The organism is Pseudomonas sp. P4_C1, assembly GCF_056402155.1.
In genome coordinates this window covers 1-17,799 of the sequence record NZ_JBFUHY010000045.1, presented here as the reverse complement: position 1 = coordinate 17,799, position 17,799 = coordinate 1, and the positions used below count along the sequence as shown (strand labels likewise).

General features: G+C 59.4%; 14 protein-coding genes and 1 pseudogene. 9 read left to right on the top strand and 6 right to left on the bottom strand.

Features of this window, described 5'->3' with window-relative positions; genetic code table 11:
- Positions 1-83: 83 nt before the first annotated feature.
- A pseudogene (locus tag AC1DU9_RS20450) lies at positions 84-1,094 on the top strand (MFS transporter); the annotation flags it as partial.
- A gap of 57 nt (positions 1,095-1,151) precedes the next feature.
- Positions 1,152-1,793, top strand: coding sequence for a LysE family translocator (locus AC1DU9_RS20445; protein ID WP_223458943.1), 642 nt, complete (start codon positions 1,152-1,154; stop codon positions 1,791-1,793).
- Positions 1,794-2,054: 261 nt separating this feature from the next.
- Here AC1DU9_RS20445 and AC1DU9_RS20440 read toward each other — a convergent pair whose 3' ends face one another.
- Complete coding sequence (locus AC1DU9_RS20440; protein WP_223458945.1) at positions 2,055-2,510, bottom strand: tautomerase family protein; 456 nt, start codon at positions 2,508-2,510, stop codon at positions 2,055-2,057.
- A 96-nt stretch (positions 2,511-2,606) separates the two neighbouring features.
- Between AC1DU9_RS20440 and AC1DU9_RS20435 the strand changes: the two genes are divergently transcribed.
- Positions 2,607-3,566 (top strand): GlxA family transcriptional regulator, encoded by a 960-nt coding sequence (locus tag AC1DU9_RS20435; protein WP_223458947.1) that lies wholly within the window; start codon positions 2,607-2,609, stop codon positions 3,564-3,566.
- 20 nt (positions 3,567-3,586) lie between these two features.
- Here AC1DU9_RS20435 and AC1DU9_RS20430 read toward each other — a convergent pair whose 3' ends face one another.
- A complete protein-coding gene (locus AC1DU9_RS20430; RefSeq protein WP_223458949.1) occupies positions 3,587-4,216 on the bottom strand; it encodes a LysE family translocator in 630 nt (209 codons plus the stop codon).
- Positions 4,217-4,880: 664 nt separating this feature from the next.
- On the opposite strand from AC1DU9_RS20430, the gene AC1DU9_RS20425 reads away from it, so the two are divergent.
- Positions 4,881-6,332 (top strand): DUF1254 domain-containing protein, encoded by a 1,452-nt coding sequence (locus AC1DU9_RS20425; protein ID WP_223459004.1) that lies wholly within the window; start codon positions 4,881-4,883, stop codon positions 6,330-6,332.
- Between the two features lie 408 nt (positions 6,333-6,740).
- Here the strand turns inward: AC1DU9_RS20425 and AC1DU9_RS20420 are convergent, their stop codons facing one another.
- Positions 6,741-7,259 (bottom strand): cysteine hydrolase family protein, encoded by a 519-nt coding sequence (locus tag AC1DU9_RS20420; protein ID WP_150755275.1) that lies wholly within the window; start codon positions 7,257-7,259, stop codon positions 6,741-6,743.
- 398 nt (positions 7,260-7,657) lie between these two features.
- Positions 7,658-8,551 (bottom strand): LysR family transcriptional regulator, encoded by an 894-nt coding sequence (locus tag AC1DU9_RS20415; RefSeq protein WP_223458951.1) that lies wholly within the window; start codon positions 8,549-8,551, stop codon positions 7,658-7,660.
- Between the two features lie 94 nt (positions 8,552-8,645).
- Here AC1DU9_RS20415 and AC1DU9_RS20410 point away from each other — a divergent pair, with 94 nt between their 5' ends.
- From AC1DU9_RS20410 to AC1DU9_RS20395, 4 genes are all read left to right on the top strand, one after another.
- A complete protein-coding gene (locus tag AC1DU9_RS20410; protein WP_048392538.1) occupies positions 8,646-9,812 on the top strand; it encodes an MFS transporter in 1,167 nt (388 codons plus the stop codon).
- A 317-nt stretch (positions 9,813-10,129) separates the two neighbouring features.
- Positions 10,130-10,501 (top strand): hypothetical protein, encoded by a 372-nt coding sequence (locus AC1DU9_RS20405; RefSeq protein WP_263289668.1) that lies wholly within the window; start codon positions 10,130-10,132, stop codon positions 10,499-10,501.
- 107 nt (positions 10,502-10,608) lie between these two features.
- Positions 10,609-11,415: a lytic transglycosylase domain-containing protein gene (locus AC1DU9_RS20400; RefSeq protein WP_477810706.1), complete on the top strand. Its 807-nt coding sequence runs from the start codon at positions 10,609-10,611 to the stop codon at positions 11,413-11,415.
- A gap of 380 nt (positions 11,416-11,795) precedes the next feature.
- Positions 11,796-12,146 carry a BON domain-containing protein gene (locus AC1DU9_RS20395; RefSeq protein ID WP_223458958.1) on the top strand — a complete coding sequence of 117 codons (351 nt, stop codon included), beginning with the start codon at positions 11,796-11,798 and terminating at the stop codon, positions 12,144-12,146.
- A gap of 294 nt (positions 12,147-12,440) precedes the next feature.
- Here AC1DU9_RS20395 and AC1DU9_RS20390 read toward each other — a convergent pair whose 3' ends face one another.
- Positions 12,441-12,806 (bottom strand): response regulator transcription factor, encoded by a 366-nt coding sequence (locus tag AC1DU9_RS20390; protein ID WP_477810713.1) that lies wholly within the window; start codon positions 12,804-12,806, stop codon positions 12,441-12,443.
- Between the two features lie 44 nt (positions 12,807-12,850).
- A complete protein-coding gene (locus AC1DU9_RS20385) occupies positions 12,851-13,843 on the bottom strand; it encodes a response regulator (protein ID WP_223458960.1) in 993 nt (330 codons plus the stop codon).
- A 250-nt stretch (positions 13,844-14,093) separates the two neighbouring features.
- On the opposite strand from AC1DU9_RS20385, the gene AC1DU9_RS20380 reads away from it, so the two are divergent.
- Positions 14,094-17,799, top strand: a 3,706-nt coding sequence (locus tag AC1DU9_RS20380; protein ID WP_477810705.1) for an ATP-binding protein, incomplete at its 3' end; no start/stop codon positions are given.

Here is a 17,799-nt window from a genome sequence, read left to right as displayed (position 1 = left end):
ATGCTCCCCGTCACTACCTTGCCGCCCCACTTTAATGGCAGGGCTCGATTTCCCTCGTGCTATCTCAGGATGAGAGCACCGTCGACCCGCAAGCACAGCGTCTGGATACGCCCGGCGTGCTGACGTTTTCCGGCCTGTTGATCACCTTCACCACGGCGGTGATCCTGGCACCTGAGCAAGGCTGGGGCTCGCTGGTCATCCATGCACTGCTTGGAACGTCGGCGGTCTTTTTGCTGCTGTTTATCATTGTTGAGAATCGGGCAAAACATCCGATGCTGGAACTGGGGCTATTTCTGTTTCCGCGCTTTGTCGGTGTACAGATCCTGCCGATCGGTACCTGCTATTGCTACATCGTCTTGATCGTATTGCTGCCGTTTCGGTTTATCGGCGTAGAAGGGGCCAGTGCCTTTGAAGCGGGGCTGATGATGTTGGCACTCTCTGCCCCGATGCTGATTGTCCCGATCATTGCCGCGTCGCTAACTCGCTGGTTGTCGGCGGGCGTACTCTGCGCAATCGGCTTCGTGATCGCTGCGGCCGGGCTCTACTGGCTGAGTACGATCCCGGTCGGCACGCATGCGCAGATCATCGCGGCCATGCTGGTGAGCGGTATCGGTACAGGCCTGCCCTGGGGTTTGATGGATGGCTTGTCGATCAGCGTGATCCCCAAGGAACGGGCGGGGATGGCCGCCGGTATTTTCAACACGACGCGGGTGGCCAGCGAGGGTGTCGCCCTGGCGATCACTGTTGCGGTGCTGACGGCTCTGGTCGCACACCATCTGAGCATCAGTGACTCGGTCAAACTGTCCGCTGTTGACTATTCAACTATCGCGCAACGCCTGGTGATGGGTGATATCAAGCACGCGAACACCGACGCCAGCCAAATCCCGTTGACGATGCTGCGCTTGGCCTATACCGCAGGATTCAACACCCTGTTGCAACTGCTGGCGATGTTCACGCTGTTCACTGCCTTCATGGTTTTTCTATTTCTGGGACGTCAAAGCGAGATTTGCGTCGGCGCCGAATCCACAATAGCTGTCGGTGGGCAAGGAACGCTTTCAATCCAATTACCGCCTGGGAAACCGAGCACCACTTAACTCGTTGTCCCGCTCGCTCCTGTAATATGCCAGCCCTCACCACCAGGAGCTTTGAAAATGGATTCTCACTCGATTCTGACTTTTACCTTGGTCGCCGCGATTGCTATCGCCAGCCCAGGGCCTGCGACCTTGATGGCGATCAACAATAGCCTGGCCCATGGGCAGCGCAGCGCCATATGGTCATCGCTCGGCAACGCCAGTGGCCTGTTCTGCCTGTCGTCCGCTGCCATGCTGGGGCTGGGGGCGCTGCTCGCCAGTTCCGAATGGTTGTTCAATGCGGTGAAATTCATCGGTGCCGGTTATTTGTTCTACCTGGGCATCAGACAATTGTTCAAAAAGGGCCCGATGCTCCCGGACGGGATTCAGGATAACTTGAAGAAAAGCCGGCCGACTCGCTCCAAACTGTACAAATCGGCCTTCCTGACGGCGGTGACCAACCCCAAGGCGACGATGTTCTTCACCGCGCTGTTTCCGCAGTTCATCGATCAGAGCACGGCATTGCTGCCGCAATTTCTGATCCTGACCTCGATCTTCATGGCATTGTCGGTGTCGTCCCTGAGCCTCTATGCCGCGCTCGCCTCGCGGGCCAAGGGTGTGCTGACCCGGCCTGCGCTGTCCCGCTGGGTTAGCCGGGTGGTGGGGTCGACATTCATCGGTTTCGGTGCTGCCATTCTGACGATGCGGCGGCAGGCGGCGTAAGGGGAGTCGGGCTTGTAACTCCGGTAACAGGAAGGCCGGGGACTGTGAAACTCTGTACGAACCTACCCAGTAAGCGCTTCAAGGAAGATTAAACGGCGCATCATGGGGGAAGCCCTTTACCGGAAAGTATCGGTGAATCGGGTGTTGGATAAGGTTGAAATTACGGAGTAGCCATTCCGTTCAGTGGCGACCGGTTTACTCGCCACTGATTAGATTCGCGTCTTGGAGCATTCACGAGTGACCGCTTTTGGCTGTGCTGCCTTACTTCCCCGTCAGCCCCTGCAGATGTCGGTACCCGGCCGCCTGAGTGAAATCGGCCAAATACCAGATTGCTCCGTTGGCTCCCCATAAGCCGTCGTTGACTTCATCAAGGATGATCGACGTCATGACGATTCTTTGGTCGTTCGCTTCTTTCGACCGGCTTACCGCTTGATGCAAACGCTGTACATAGTCGCCTCGCATGGCCTCGCTCAGTACACCGCTGGGGACTTTGACCTGGATGATGCAAGGAATGGCTTGAGCGCTGACATCCACGCCACCACATGTCCAGGAACCGGAAGCCACTTCTTCAATGAGCGTCCAGCACAGGCTCCGTTGACGTGGATCGCTGCCGATTTGCTCGACCTCGACGGCCACTTTCGTAATCGCTTCGCTAAGCAGTACCCGTTGTTCGCAAGTAAAGGAACCTTGAGGCACTTTGATCAGGATATTTGGCATACAGGTTAACGCTCAATGAAATGGAGTCGTTATTGAGCCAGCACGGAGTCGCTGCAACTAGCGACCGAATCGACATCTTTCGTGCATAATCAGCCAATGAATGATTTTACAATTGTGGTACTTCCTGGCGCCTTTGCCTCCAGTGTCGCACTGACCCTGGATATCCTTTCGACGGCGGCCATCCTCGCCGAGCGATTGGGCACTGCTGTCCCACGTTGGCAAGTCTGTGGGGTGAATACGGATCGCGTTCCCCTCGGCCAAGGCATGCACATTTTGGTTCAGCCCCTGGTTACCAGCCCTGATGACCGCTCATGCTGGATCATCCCAGGCATCGGCATAGCGGACGTCGCCTTGATTGAGCAACGGTTGCAACAGCCGGACATTGCTTTGCTGGTGCCGGCATTACGGGCGCATATGCGGGCTGGTGGTAACGTAGCTGCATCATGTTCTGCGGTATTCGTGTTGCAGGCTGCGAACGTGCTCGCTGGGCGTTGTGTTACCACTTCCTGGTGGATGGCACCCTTGCTCCAGCAGTGGGCGTCGGAGTGCCAGGTAGATGCCGACCGCATGGTGATCTCCGATCCCCCGTTGCTTACCGCAGGCGCAGCGTTAGGTCACAGCGATCTGATGCTGCAACTTCTACGCAGCCATTTCTCCCCGGCATTGGCAAATGCCGTTGCACGAACGCTACTGATAGACGGCCGACAGCTGCAATCGCCCTTCATGGTTCCGGCAATGATGGCTCAGGGAAATGAATTGATCGCAAAGCTGACGGCTCATATCGAAGCCTCACTACCGGCGACCATCAACGTCAGTACACTCGCATTCGACTTTGGCTTGTCAGAGCGAACGTTGTCTCGACACATACACAAGGCTACCGGCTACAGCCCGTTGCGGCTGATCCAGCGTGTCCAGGCCAATAAAGCCCGGGAGCTGCTGGTAAACAGTAAATACTCGGTCGATACCATTGCCGAACGCGTCGGATACCGGGATGCCACGTCTTTGCGGCGATTGATGAAAAAAATGCTTAACGCAACACCCCGGCAATTGCGTTAAGCCGATATGTCTCGCTCCTTTTAAAGTGGTCGATTAAGTAGAAGCAAACGTGCCGCCAGCGCTGTCATAACCGCAGCGAAGCTATAGGCTCCCAGGCGTTTGGAGATCATGCCCTCGCGAAGGCGCATATGCAGCTGTCCGGCACAAAATCCGAGTAGGGCATGAAAGATCAATGCGATAAGTGCAAGCAATAACCCCAAGAACATCAATTGCGAGGTGACACTACCGGTACCTACGGTGACGAACTGCGGCAGAAACACCATGAAAAACAACAGCGCCTTGGGGTTTAACAAGCTGTTGAGCGTGGCTTGGGCAAAGATCTTTCTCATCGAGGCCTGTGTAGCTTGAGACTGAGTATCCGTAGAAGGAGTCTTCAATGCCTGCCACGCCAGCCACATCAGATAACCAGCGCCGGCCCAGCGCAGCAAGTCAAACGCCGGCGCCCAACTCATCACTAACACACCGAGGCCTGCGCTAACCATGATGGTCATCAGCACGTCAGCCAGGGTTATTCCTAGCGCAGCGGCGAGGCCGGCGCGCCATCCATGAGCTACAGCATGGCTGATGACGATGGCCATGTTAGGGCCAGGAACGATCAACAACAGCAAGGCGGCAACAATGAACAGATAAAGGTCAGTGGTATCCGGCATAGGGCATAAGTCCGTGAGTGAGGAGTCATGCTAACCAGTAGTAGATAGGCAGGAGCAGATACAGTGCGGATGGAGTTGGCCGCAACAGTCTGGTTTGGAGAGGGAAAAGTAATCTGCTAGACGGCACGGTAAAGCCGGTGCAAATGGCCGCATCTGGCTGCTTTCTGCCTATCACGAAGGTCAGCAGTCGATCCATAGCGGTCTTTGGCGGACCTCAAGAGTTAATCTCTGACTGTCCGCTTTTGGCTGCTGATCACGATTGGCTGTTCTCGAAGCCAAATGGTCCGTAACGGCGGCGCGTAAATATTACGGAACTGAATCTGAGCTTCTCAGCTGCGCAAGGGGATGTGTGATCTACACTCCCTGAGCGTGTGAGTGGACGCTTCGCAGTCGCTAAGTAAATAGACCTGAATTTCAGTGAGCCGCGGTCTGGGTGGGGGCACACCAGTCGATCAGCAAAACCTTGTCTGGCAATCGTGTATCAGGCGAGTTCGACAACACCTGGATTGAAGCCCTGACCGCCCACATGACCTGGCACTACTGAAAAAGTCGGGAGGGTTACAAGCATTCAAATTATTTCACCGTGGCCATGAACGATCACGGTGCCAGCTTGCTCAAAACTAACGAGGTGGAAATGAACAGGAAGTCTAACCGGGGCTGGACAATGGCTGCGGCACTCGTCGTAGTGGGCTCAACGCTTTTTGCGGGGTGTGCGAGCAAGAACGATCCGATCACGCAGGCAGACAAGACGGATGTGACCAAGGGCGTACCCGCGCCGAGTCTCGAGCAGACCAAGGCGATCGCCGAGGAAGGCTTTATTTACGGTTTGCCGCTGGTCATGAACTACGCCGTGATGAACGAATATGCTGTGGACAAGGGCGGACCGCAATTCAAGGCGCCGTTTAACCAGATCAAGAACGAGCCTCGTGTCTTCACCTACCAAGACACGGCCATCATCACTCCGAACAGCGACACCCCGTACTCGTTTGTCTGGCTGGACCTGCGCGCGGAGCCGATGGTGATCTCGGTGCCGGCAGTGGACAAGCGGCGTTACTACTCGGTGCAGATGATCGACGGCAACACTTACAACTACGGTTACATCGGCAGCCGTGCCACCGGCAACGAGCCAGGCCACTACATGGTGGTCGGTCCCGATTGGAAAGGCGCGCCCCCTCCCGGTATCAAGAAAGTCTTCACCTCGACCACTCCCTTCGCCGTGAGCGCCATTCGGACTCAGCTCTACAATGCCAAGGACATGCCGAATGTCGAGAAGGTGCAAGCGGGCTACAAGGTCCAGCCGCTGTCCGCCTTCCTCCATCAACCCGCGCCGCCCACTGCGCCGAAGATTGATTTCGTGCCGGCTACGACGGAAGGCATCAAGGCCAACTTCTTCGAGTACCTGTCGGCCGCGATGGAGTATGTGCCGCCATCGGCTGACGACCAGGAGATCCGGGCCAAGCTGGCGAGCATTGGGGTGGGACCCGGTCGCACCTTCGAATTCAAGGACCTCTCGCTCGAGCACAAGGCCGTGGTCCTGCTCGGGATGAAGGCCGGTGACGAGAAGGTCGACAAGTTCCTCGCGAGCGGGACGAAGATAATCAACGGCTGGAGCGTAGGCGCGTACTTCGGCGACCAAACGTTCTACAAGGCCGACTGGCTGAAGCGTGCTGGTGCCGCGAAAGGCGGCCTCTACGGCAACGACGCCGTCGAGGCGATGTATCCCAACACGCGCACCGACGGCACCGGCCAGACGCTGGATACCAGCAAGCGAAAGTACACGCTGACTTTCCCGGCCGGCAAACTGCCGCCAGTCAATGCCTTCTGGTCGGTGACCATGTACGACGGCAAGAGCCAGCTGCTGGTCAAGAATCCGCTCAACCGTTACCTGATCAATTCGCCGATGCTGTCGGCGATGAAGAAAAACACGGATGGTTCACTGACGCTGTACATCCAGAAAGACTCCCCCGGCAAGGCTAAGGAGGCAAACTGGTTGCCCGCGCCTGACGACACGGTCTTTCTGGTAATGCGCCTCTACTGGCCGAAGACCGCACCGCCTTCGATTCTTCCCGCTGGCGACGGCAGCTGGCAGCCACCGGCGCTGGTGGTCACGAAGTAAATCTTGCGGCCCATTGCTGACACTCGCCGTAGGTCGGTGTCGGCTTGTGCTGCCTTTTTGCCAATAGCAGCCAATCATCAAGGGCTGCTATTGGCCCAGAGTGTGTAAAAACGCAGACACCGTTTGGAAGTCTGCGTTGCTACGTAAAATCTGCCAGCATTGGCTAGTCAGCAGACCTGAAATTTGCGTAGGAACGCGATTTTCGTTCTGGTTCTGACCGTCAAACCTGCTCTAAAACGGTTTTACACAGCCTCGACCGATTGCTGCCTGTCTCGAAGGGCTGCAACCCATAGCGGACACTGACTCACGCTGTGATTCACGGGCTGGCCGATAGTGGCCAGTGGAGAAGAAACCCATCAGCGCCAAGCGGACTGATCGACCCTGGCCGGGGTCGATCAGGGGAGTTTCTTAGAAACTCCATTCCTCAGCCTGAACGACTCGGCAGAATGGCCCCGCCAAGGTTGCATTGTGGTGGGCAACGATGGCCTCTGCTTTGAGCGTTGGAGTATCAGAGCAGGTATGTCCGTCGGCGATGAGCACAGCATCGAAGCCGCAATCGCGGGCAGCACGGCAAGTACTATCTACGCAGTATTGAGTTTTCATTCCTGTAACGACGATGCCTTCACAGCCGCGTTCGCGTAGCTGACCGGCCAGCTCAGTCTGAGCAAAGGCGTTGGGACGTTTTTTCTCAAAAATCACTTCGTCACCCCTTAGCTGCAACTCCTGGACAAGCTCGGTGAGCGGACTACCCGGCTCGATAGGAGACCCGGCCGGACCTATGTGGCGGGCGAGAAAGATGGGGGCGCCAGTCTCCCGTGCACTTCTCATCAGCCTATTCAATGTATCGAGAAGCGCTTCACTGCCCCAAGGTCTATCCGGGCCGTGAACAAGCCCTACCTGCATGTCGAGAATCAGAAGTGCATACATGTGCGTTTCCTTACGTTTGTGCCAATAAAACCGGGGCAAAAAAAAAGACCCGGTCCATTACTGGCGGGTCTTTGGGGTTATGCGTTGTTTTAACTCACACAACCTCCCACGACCCGCCTGTGGCGGTCGTGAAGGTTGTGGTCGATTCGATGCATGGCGTAGTCATGACGCATGACCTTAACTGTGGCGCGCCGGTCTTGCAAGTGAGCATGCCCGGGATGAAAGTCATTTCATGCGGATGGGACTCAACGACGGCCATTTAAGACGTGCGGACGACCCATCAATGCCAGAGCTCACGATTGTTCCAGTAAGGCAAACCACCTATTGATAGTGCACCCAAAAATGTTTTGGTCACTTCAACATCACGAGTACCCGGAAATATCAGCTTACTCCTCCGCTTACATCCGGTGATGTTCCAGCAAGAAGTCCACGAACAATCGCACCCGCGCCGGCATTGCCGCCCCGCCGACGAACACCGCATGAATCGGTTCCTGGTCCCCGGGGTTCCAGGCTTCCAACAGCGGAATCAGGTCGCCGCGCTGCAGATCCTCGCTCACGCTGAACTCGCCGATACGCGCAATGCCGGCACCTACTCGCGCGAGTTGTGCCAGCGCTTCACCACTGCTGCATTCGATGTTGCCGCTGACCTTCAGGGAAAACTCTCTTCCGTCGCGGATGAACGGCCAGTTGGGTTCGGCACGCCGGAAGTTGAAGCGTAGGCAGTTGTGCCGTAGCAAGTCTTCCGGTTCCTGGGGGATGCCGTGGCGCTGCAGATACTTGGGCGATGCCACCACTACCTGGCCGGTGTCGCCGATCCTGCGCGCGGTCAGCGGGCTGTCGGGCAGATGGCCAAAGCGTACCGCGACGTCGGCCTGGCCGCCGAGAATGTCGACCACTTCGTCGCCGAGGGTGAGGTCGACGACGATGTTCGGGTAACGGGCGCTGAATGCTGCCACCAAGGGAACGATGGCCAGCCGCCCATGGCCAAGGGCGGCGCTGACCCGCAATCGGCCCCTGGGTACGCCCTGGTCGGCGATAGCTTCTTCGACCTCGTCCATGTCGGCCAGGATACGCCGGGCRCCGCGCAGGAACGCTTCGCCCTCGGCAGTGAAGGTGATCGCTCGGGTGGTGCGCAACAGCAGGCGGGTGCCAAGACGTTGCTCGGTACGCGCGATGATCCGACTGACTGCCGAGGGTGTCAGGCCCAGTGCACGCGCGGCGGCCGACAGGCTGCCTTCCTGCGCCACGGTGGTGAACACGCTCATTTCACCTGACCTGCCGTTGAAATCCACTTGTGCCTCCTGCGCAAAGGTGATTGCCAAAAATGCTATCTACCGCCTGAAAAGACTGGATCGTAGCATTAGCGGCATAGATAAGGAGCCTTCCATGCGTATCAATCCACCACTTGTCGCGCTCGCCATCGGTGCCTTTGGCATCGGCGTAACAGAATTCGCCCCCATGGGCATGTTGCCGGGTATCGCTGCGGATCTGGGCGTTTCCATTCCCGCCGCCGGTTTGCTGGTCAGTGCTTATGCGCTGGGCGTATTGCTCGGCGCACCGCTGATGACCCTGACCACCGGCAGGATTCCCCGGCGCTATCTGCTGATCGGGCTCATGGCGATTTTCACCCTGGGTAATCTGATGTCAGCCCTGGCCACCGATTACTACAGCCTCATGGTCGCCAGGGTGGTGACCTCACTGAACCATGGTGCATTTTTTGGCGTTGGCTCCATCGTCGCCGCCAGCGTGGTCGCCCCGGAGAAACGTGCCGGGGCGGTTGCGGCGATGTTCATGGGCCTGACCCTGGCGACCATCGGCGGTGTGCCGCTGGCCGCCTGGTTTGGTGAACTGTTCGGTTGGCGCACCGCTTTCTGGGGAATTACCGGCCTCGGCGTGGTGACCATGGCCGCGTTGTGGTTCGCCCTGCCTAACCTGAAGACGCCGCAAAGCGTCGGTGTAATGGCCGAAATTCGGGTACTGGGGCGTGGTCCGGTGCTGGGCGCGTTGGCCCTGACCGTAGTCGGATCGAGCGCAATGTTTACCGTCTTCACCTACATCGCGCCGATCCTCAGCAGCGAGACCAATAGTTCCACCGCCTACATCACCGCCATGCTGGTGCTTTTTGGTGTGGGGTTGACGCTGGGCAATATGTGGGGCGGCAAGGCCGCCGACCGCTCGATAGATCGCACCTTGATCGTCTCGCTAAGCGTTCTGATTCTCGTCTTGCTGGCGTTCACCCTGCTGATGCGTTGGACGGTGCCGGCTGCTCTGGCCATCCTGATATGGGGTATCGCCAGTTTCGCCCTGGTGCCGCCGCTACAGATGCGCGTCATGGAAGCAGCGAAGGACGCGCCCAATCTTGCCTCTGCGGTGAACATTGGCGCCTTCAATTTTGGCAACGCGATTGGCGCAGCGCTGGGCGGAGCGGTGATCAACGCTGGTCTGGGTTATCCGGCGATTTCCCTGGCCGGAGCGGCGATGGCTGCTCTGGGGTTGCTGATGGTGTTGGCTTATGCCTGGCGTTCCAGAACGATTGAAGCAGCAGTGGTGTGACGAAGATGAGGGGGAGTGGTTCGTTACCATCGATGAGTGGCGGCAAGTGGTAGATTGCTGCCCTTGGCGAGGGGCGGCAATCGGTCAATTTTAGCCATTGCTGACCGGCAGCCTGGGTCGATTTCAGCCCATCGCAACAGGCGACAATCGGCCAGAAGGAGACATTCGTTTGCGTCGGGATGCCCTCTATCCAGTCGTCAGGCATTAAGCACTGTTGAGATGGTTGCGTACGAACTCGAGGAACCGCTGGGTCTTCGCAGGAAGCAGCCGTGTTTCGGTCGGTGCCTGGACCGAGTTGCGAGTGCGACTACGACGAGATGTGCCACATCCTCGAAGGCACCGTACGCCTGACCGATGCGGACGGCGTGGCGAAGACCTTCGGGCCGGGGGGATTCGTTCGTGGTGGCGGCGGGGTTCAAGGGAACCTGGGAAAACATCACGCTGGTGCGCAAGGTGTATTTCATTCCCGGATGAGTTCGGCCCGGGCGGATTACGATGACAACTTTGCCGTCGCGTACCTGGGCCTGTCCCGCCCCGGCTCCGGGTCCGTCACCCGCGGATCGGACTTGCGCCCGGCCCTGGCAAGCCGGGACGACGCGTCGTGCGAGCAATCAGGCCTGTGCCTCGCCTGGGAACGCCGGCAGCCCGTACGTCAACGCAAGTTCCAAGGCCGGTTACAAGGGGTATAACTATCAGAGCAAAAGGCGGGTCACCCAGACCAGGCCCTCCAAAGGCAGCGTCCGGGCCAGGCGCCCCAGACCTGATCGGCGCCTGCGGCGCGGAGCGAAGTGATGTGATGAGTTCCAGAGCATGGCGATGGGCTCGCAAGAGCCTTCTTGGCTGCATCGAGCTGGCCTTGCTGGTCGCTCCACTGTGCGCCAGCGCCATGTTCAAGTGCCAAGCCAGGGACGGAGCCATCAGCTACACCAGCCAGGTTATCGCCAGCGCCCGCTGCACTCGCCTGAATGGCATGGCGGGCGCAGGTAGAGGCGCCAAGACAATGGCCCTGCCACGGGTTGTGCGGGACGAAGACCCAGGCGCGGTGCGGATTCGGGTGTTCACCTTCATCCACAAGGGTAAACGTCAATATGTGAGCCGGCGCCCTGTCGGGATCTCCGCACGGGTCGATGTCCTTGAGCTCTATTACATCAGGGGCTGCTATCTGTGCATGGCGACGAAGGATTTCAAGGTCGCCTCACTGCGCCTGGACACCCATTCCTATCGGCGGGAGATCGAAGCCGCTTCGGGTCATTATGGTGTCGACAGGGCGCTGGTCCGCGCAGTGATACATGCCGAATCGGCGTTTCGCCCCAACGCCATTTCCGAAGCCGGCGCCCAGGGGCTGATGCAGTTGATGCCCGCCACCGCCGAGCGCTTCGCCGTGGACGATCCGTTCGACGCACGACAGAACATTCGTGGTGGCGTGCGCTACCTGGCCTGGCTACTCAAGCGCTTCAACGGGAACCAGGTGCTGGCGTTGGCAGGTTACAACGCTGGCGAAGCGTCCGTGGTCGAGTACAACGGGGTGCCTCCCTACGCCGAGACGCAATCCTACGTCACCCTCGTGCAGTCCTTGACCGAACGCTATCGCAACCATCGCTAGTACCCTAGGGCGCACAACCCGGAACAGGTAATACGCCGGGCGGGGAATGGCTCAACCGAACTTCCACGCTCACCGGTAGCTATCGACCGATTCTGTCGGTCGAGATCGGCAGCTATGGGGTGCTCAGGGCTGATCGCGATAAGGACTGTTTGGAGTGCTCTGTAGGTGTTGCGCCTGGCACGGAGCGACCAAGGCGGACGTTCACGGGGACAGCGCTCTGACCGCAGGCAACGGCCGTACTATAATTAATTTCTGCCAATGTTTGCGTGGCGAGCGCTCCAAAACGAATCAGGTATCCATAGCGCTCACCCGACAGGCAGAGAGCGGCACAGCAAATGAGATGGGACAGTACGTCTGATTACGCGAGAGAGGGTTCAGCCATGAAAATTCACTCCTTCCAGCATTACACTCATGGTCTGGAAATGGCCGTTCACGATGCATGGATTACCGCCAAGGTGAAGTCGGCCCTGGCATTTTCCGATCCGACCCTTAGCCTGCATATCAATGTCAAAACCCATGCGGGCAAAGTGGAGTTAAGCGGCCGCGTCAACACTCATAGACAGTGTGAACAGGCCATTGGTCTGGCCCGTTCGGTTCATGGTGTCGCCGAAGTCGATGCCAGCGACTTGCAGACCCATGTGTTCACGCCGGGGAGTTTTCCAGAAGCGCCCAACGCCGAAGAGAGCACCGAGCGCCGGCCACAATCGTCAACAAAGATGGACGACAAATGATAATGGCAACTTTGTAGGCGTCGCGCTCCCAGTCGGGAACCGAGGGCGGAGGGAAGCTGAATGCCTGTGTGCCCCAGAGTGAATCGCACATGGTTTCGTGGACATTTCCGACTGGCTGCTTGACGCCCTGAGGAAGTCAGTCAACGATCAGGCCGTTTGGGCAGATCCACTTTTTCAACAGAATCGGCCGATAGCGGTCTGTCGAGAAAAGCTCCCGCCGCCAAACTTGCCAGCCTGGGACATGATGACTCCGTCTGCCTTGGTCAGATGCCATATCGGCTATCAGGAAAACCTTCAACACTCATTTTGAAGTGCAAACTCGATAGCGCTCAGCAAAGCATCGCCGCTGAAGGGCTTACGCAGGCATTCGATGGGTTTATAGCGACCGGATTCGGCCAGTGTCGCTTCATCCCAATGTGCCGACATGCAAATCACCGGGAATTTTCTGTCCTTGAGCGTCAGTGCGTGCATGACATCTATCCCTGACAGGCCGTTCATTTTCAAATCCAGCAACAGGCAGGCGATGTCATTGAAGTTTTCGAGGGCCAGGAATTCCTCGCCCGAGGCGAATACCCGGGCGCGGTATCCGGCCGACCGAAGCAGGTTGGCCAGGCTTTTGCGCACGGACGCATCGTCGTCCACGATGCAGACGATGATCATGACGCCGCCGGATGATCCGGGGGCGGTGCAGCCAGTGTCGATCGTCATGAAGAACCCTGCGGGCCAAACGCCGGCTCGGCGCTGAGCAAGCCATACAGGCTGACCAGACTGACCAGCGAGCGCGTCTGCATCTTCTGCATGATGTGTTTGCGGTGGACCTTGGCGGTGACTTCACTGGTGCCCAACCGGTTGGCGATGTGCTTGTTGGACAGACCCGCGACGATCAGCGGCAGCACTTCGTGTTCACGGGGGGTCAACAGGGCAGCCCTTTGACGGGCACTCTGAGTGCGTTGCCATTGCTCGAACGTCGTCGCTGCGCGCTGACGGGTGGTGCGCAGGATGTCCAGCAACTGGTCGTCATTGAAAGGCTTGGTCAGGAACTCGACCGCTCCCGCTTTCATGGCCTGCACCGACATCGGGATGGTGCCGAAACCGGTCATGAAAATAACCGGCCACGGAAGGCCGCGCCGCCCGAGTGTGGATTGCAGTTCCAGGCCTGTCGCCTCGGGCAGGCTGACGTCCAGCAACAAGCAGGCGGGGCCGATATCGAGGTCAGCGCTGAGCAATTCTTCGGCCGAGGCGAATATCCGGTGCACGATGCCTTCGGCCCGCAGCAGTCGGCTTAGCGCTGTGCGCACGCAGGCGTCATCGTCCACGATGAACACCGGCACGCTGTCAGGATCGATCCTCTGCTGATCATCGGACGCCAAGGGGCCCGGGGCCGCAGGGTGGAACAGGGGCAGGGGCGGTTCACGTTCTTTCAATAATCGGTAACCTCGGCGCGGGACCGTCTGGATGAGCTCTTTTTCTCCGAGCAACTTGCGCAGCGAGGAAATCTGCACCTGCAGATTGTTTTCCTCGACGACGGTGTCAGGCCAGACCTGTGTGATCAATTCATCTTTGCTGACGATTCGGCCATCGGCCTGCATCAGCACCGAGAGGATTTCGAATGCCCGGCCCCCGACACGCAGCGGCCGTCCATCAAGAAAGGCTTCGCGCCGTTCCAGGGAAATAGTGGCTTGGCCGAGTCGGATCATACGTTCCTCTGCTCTGCGTTGACGGGAAAACTGACTGAGAACGCACCCTAGGGGACGGCCTTGCATAATGCAATTATCCCGAGGGATAACACGCAGCGATTTCAGAGCGCAAAAACCACAGGCCGCGGGGGCCCTCAACGGCCATTCTGGTGCCAATGACGGACAGGATTGCTTGAGCGCAGCCCTCGGGCCAGAGCCTTGCGTATACTCCCAGGCCYAGCCCGAAACGAATCTTCAGCGGTGATTGTTCATGCCCAGCAGCCCTCTCTCAGCATCCGGTTCCCACAGTCTTGATGTCGTACACGATGAAGCCTGGCTGGAGCGTTGCACCTTCACCATACTGCGCCGGGAAAACGACCTGACCTGGTTCACGCTCCAGGATCGGGCATCGGGCACACGCTGGCTCGCCGCCCGGGCGCCGATTCAGCGGCCTGCCCTATGTCAGCGGCTGGAGCGCGATTTTCACCTGCGCCTGGATCCGGCCTGGGCGATTGCCCCTGTCGCGTTCATCCGCTCGGCCGAGGGGCCTTTGTTGATCTATCCCGCGTCTGGAGTGCCGCTGGCTGATTTGATCAGTGACACAGGGCTGCCACTGGCACGCTTGCTGGCCATCGCCGTAGCCGCGGCCAACGCGCTGGCGAGCGCCCGGAAGATGGGTGTGCGACATGCCAGCCTGCTACCCCACCACTTGGTGGTGGATGCGGCCGACTCGGTCAGACTACTGAGTGTTCACAGCCATGCCGGGGAGGCGCCCGCCGTTGAACTGCCCGGCCTGGAGCAATGGCCTTATCTGGCCCCCGAGCAGGTACGACGCGATGCCGCCAGTTTTGATGCGCGCAGCGATGTCTACGCGCTGACCGCGATTCTTTATCAGGCACTGACCGGCCGCCTGCCGCTCACCGCCCGCGACCCGTCCCAATGGCTGCACGTGCATGCCGCTGTCCAGCCGGAATCACCGGCGATTCATGTCACCGATCTGCCGGAAGGCATCTGCCGAGTGCTGCTCAAAGGCCTGGCGAAAGAACCGGGTGCCCGCTACCAGAGTGCCGAATCAATGGCCGTGGATCTGGCCTGGTGCCAACAGCAGTGGCTGGAACATGAGCGTATCGACGCGTTCCGCCTGGGCGCTTTCGATGCGCTGCCTTCCTCGGCCCGCGGCGATGTGCTGTTCGGTCGAGAGGCCGAACGCACGCAGTTGGTCGAGCTGATGCATCAGGTGGGCAGCGATGGCATCGCCCGGGTCCTGCTGGTCGGTGGTGCGCCGGGCGCCGGCAAATCGACGCTGATCCATCAGGGTGTCCGGCCTCTGGCGCCCGGCTTCTGGGCCAGTGGCAAGAGCAATCTGTTGCAGCAGGAAATTCCATTTGCACCCTTGGCAGAAATCTTCAAGTCGCTGATGACCCAGTTGCTGGGCAAGCCGGCTCTGGAGTTGCAGACGCTGGGCGAGCAACTGGTCGAACGGCTTAAGGGGCGGGGCAGGCTTCTGGTGGAGCTGGCGCCCGAGGCTGAGCTGGTCATCGGGGTCACACCTGAGCTACCGAACATGCCGGCCCGACATGCGCTCGATCGCGCCAACCGGACCCTGCTCGATGTATTGGAGGTCTTCGCTCAGCCGGGACGCCCCCTGGTGCTATTCGTGGATGACGTGCAATGGGCGGACGATTCGACGCTGTCGTTTTTACAGGCCTTCGTCGCCCGGCGGCCCCGGCATCTGGTGCTGATCCTGGCGTATCGCGAGGCCGAGTCGCAGGCCCTCGAGCGTGAGGGGGGAGTGCTGGAGGTGCTGGGCCGCGAGCAATCGTTGCCCTGCGCAAGCGTCATGCTGGGGCCATTGTCGGTGCCCGCGGTTGCGGAGCTGATCGCCGCTGAGCTGGACGCCGACCCCAAGGAGATTGAGGCGCTTGCGCAAGTCGTGCATTACAAGACGGCTGGCAACCCTCTGTTCGTCAGCCAGGTGTTGCGCGCATTGATCGATGAGCGTCTGGTGCGCTTCGACGTGCCGGGTCGCCGTTGGGTCTGGAATCAACAGGAGGTGGACGGTTATCGCTACGCCGACAACGTCGCGGACTTGATGGTATTGCGACTCGAACGCCTGTCACCGATGGAGCGCGAAGTGCTGCGCACGGCCGGTTATGTCGGCGGGCGCTGTGATGAATCACTGCTGCACCGGCTGTTGCCGTGTGAGCCGCAACGGATCACCCATGATGTGCAAAGCCTGGTCGATGCAGGTTTTCTGTTGCGTGAGCGCGAGCAACTGGTGTTTCCCCATGACCGTGTGCTTGAGGCGGCCTGTCAGCTGGCGGCGTCAGCGGGACGCGCCCCCGAGCATGCGCGTATCGCTGGCGCCATGCTTGATCATTGGGGCGAGCAGATCCATGAACGTGTGTTCGAAGTCGCCAGTCAGGTCCAGCGCATTGACGCCGATGAACTGGAGTCGCATCGCCGCGCCGCGTTCGTCGAGCTGTTGGTCGAAGCCGCCGAACGCGCCCGCGACACCGCTGCTGTCGAGCAGGCCGTGGGCTATCTTCGCACGGCCGAGAGTCTGCTCGGCCAGACAGGTTGGTCGAGCCTCTACAGCCAGACGTTTGCCACCCAATGGCTGGCTGCCGAGTGCGACATGCTCCTGGCCGATCTGGAAGGCGCCCAGCGCCGCCTCGACGATTGCCTGACCCAGGCCACCACAGTGCTCGACCGCGCGAAGACCTATCGGTTACGGGCCACCTTGCGCACGCTGCACTCCGATTACGAGGGGGCGATCACCGAGGCGTTGAACGGTCTGGCCCTGCTGGATATTCCCCTGCAGCGCAGGCCCTCACAGAACGATTTGACCCTGGCATTTACCCAGGTTCGTGAGTTTGTCGGCGCACGCCGCATCGCCGATCTGGTGCATTTGCCCAAGGCCGATGACCCGTCTGTCGAAGCGGCCATGGAGTTGCTCAGTACGTTGATTTCTTCGTTCTTCGTCGACGACGACATTCGTTTTCTGCATTTGGCGAAAATGGTCGAACTCACACTGCTGCATGGCACCACGCCAAGCAGCGGTTACGGTTTTGCCTGGTTTGGCGTGATGATTGCCGAACGCTATGGCGAATATGTGGACGGGCAGGCTTTCGCCGAAGTGGCGCTTGAACTCACCGACAAGCACGGCTACGAAGCAGGGCGCACAGGCACGCTGGTGGCGCTCGATCAGGTCAGCCCGTGGACCCGACCGATGGCGTACGCTCGACAGAAGGCGTTCGCCGCATTCGAGTGCGGCCAGGCCGGCGGCGACCTGGGCATGTCCTGTTACGCCTGCAACCACATCGGCTCCGACCTGCTGTTCATGGGCGAACCCTTGCAAGGGGTGTTGAACGAACTGGAGCATGGGTTGGCGTGGGTGCGGCAATTTCATTACATCGATATCGAGCGCATCCTGCTGGCGCAACAGGCATTCGCCACCGATCTGCGCGACGGGCGCCTGCATCGGCCGTTGGCCGAACTGGATGGCATCGAACATGACCGTTTCGGCCCCATCGACCGTACCCGTGTGTCGCAGCCGACGCTGTTCTGGTCGTGGCTGTATTCAGGCATGTCGGCGTTTTATTTCGGCGATATCCCTTACGCATTGCGACGTTTCGAAGAAGCCGCCGAGCTGGCCTGGTCTATTCCGGCGCATATCAATCTCGCCGATTACTACCTGTTCTACAGCCTGGCGCTGGGCAGTGCGCAAGCGCCGGGCGAGGTGGCGGAAAAACTGGAAAAACTCGAGCGGCAACGCCTGCGGTTCCTGCCGTGGGTCGAACTCAACCCGACAACCTTCCGCAACAAATTGCTGCTGATCGAGGGCGTCATCGCCCGTTTGCGCGGTCAGGAACTGGTAGCCATCCGTTGTTTCGATCAGTCGCAGATCGCTGCGGCGGCGGCCGGTTTCATCCATGAGCAGGCGCTGGCCCATGAACAATTGGCCGATATTTGCC

Bases quoted from the DNA above. Each gene is read 5' to 3' on its own strand.
- AC1DU9_RS20430 (WP_223458949.1), bottom strand. From the start codon at position 4,216: ATGCCGGATACCACTGACCTTTATCTGTTCATTGTTGCCGCCTTGCTG.
- AC1DU9_RS20390 (WP_477810713.1), bottom strand. From the start codon at position 12,806: ATGATCATCGTCTGCATCGTGGACGACGATGCGTCCGTGCGCAAAAGC.
- AC1DU9_RS20400 (WP_477810706.1), top strand. From the start codon at position 10,609: ATGAGTTCCAGAGCATGGCGATGGGCTCGCAAGAGCCTTCTTGGCTGC.
- AC1DU9_RS20405 (WP_263289668.1), top strand. From the start codon at position 10,130: ATGTGCCACATCCTCGAAGGCACCGTACGCCTGACCGATGCGGACGGC.
- AC1DU9_RS20385 (WP_223458960.1), bottom strand. From the start codon at position 13,843: ATGATCCGACTCGGCCAAGCCACTATTTCCCTGGAACGGCGCGAAGCC.
- AC1DU9_RS20410 (WP_048392538.1), top strand. From the start codon at position 8,646: ATGCGTATCAATCCACCACTTGTCGCGCTCGCCATCGGTGCCTTTGGC.
- AC1DU9_RS20445 (WP_223458943.1), top strand. From the start codon at position 1,152: ATGGATTCTCACTCGATTCTGACTTTTACCTTGGTCGCCGCGATTGCT.
- AC1DU9_RS20440 (WP_223458945.1), bottom strand. From the start codon at position 2,510: ATGCCAAATATCCTGATCAAAGTGCCTCAAGGTTCCTTTACTTGCGAA.
- AC1DU9_RS20425 (WP_223459004.1), top strand. From the start codon at position 4,881: ATGGCTGCGGCACTCGTCGTAGTGGGCTCAACGCTTTTTGCGGGGTGT.
- AC1DU9_RS20420 (WP_150755275.1), bottom strand. From the start codon at position 7,259: ATGTATGCACTTCTGATTCTCGACATGCAGGTAGGGCTTGTTCACGGC.
- AC1DU9_RS20435 (WP_223458947.1), top strand. From the start codon at position 2,607: ATGAATGATTTTACAATTGTGGTACTTCCTGGCGCCTTTGCCTCCAGT.
- AC1DU9_RS20395 (WP_223458958.1), top strand. From the start codon at position 11,796: ATGAAAATTCACTCCTTCCAGCATTACACTCATGGTCTGGAAATGGCC.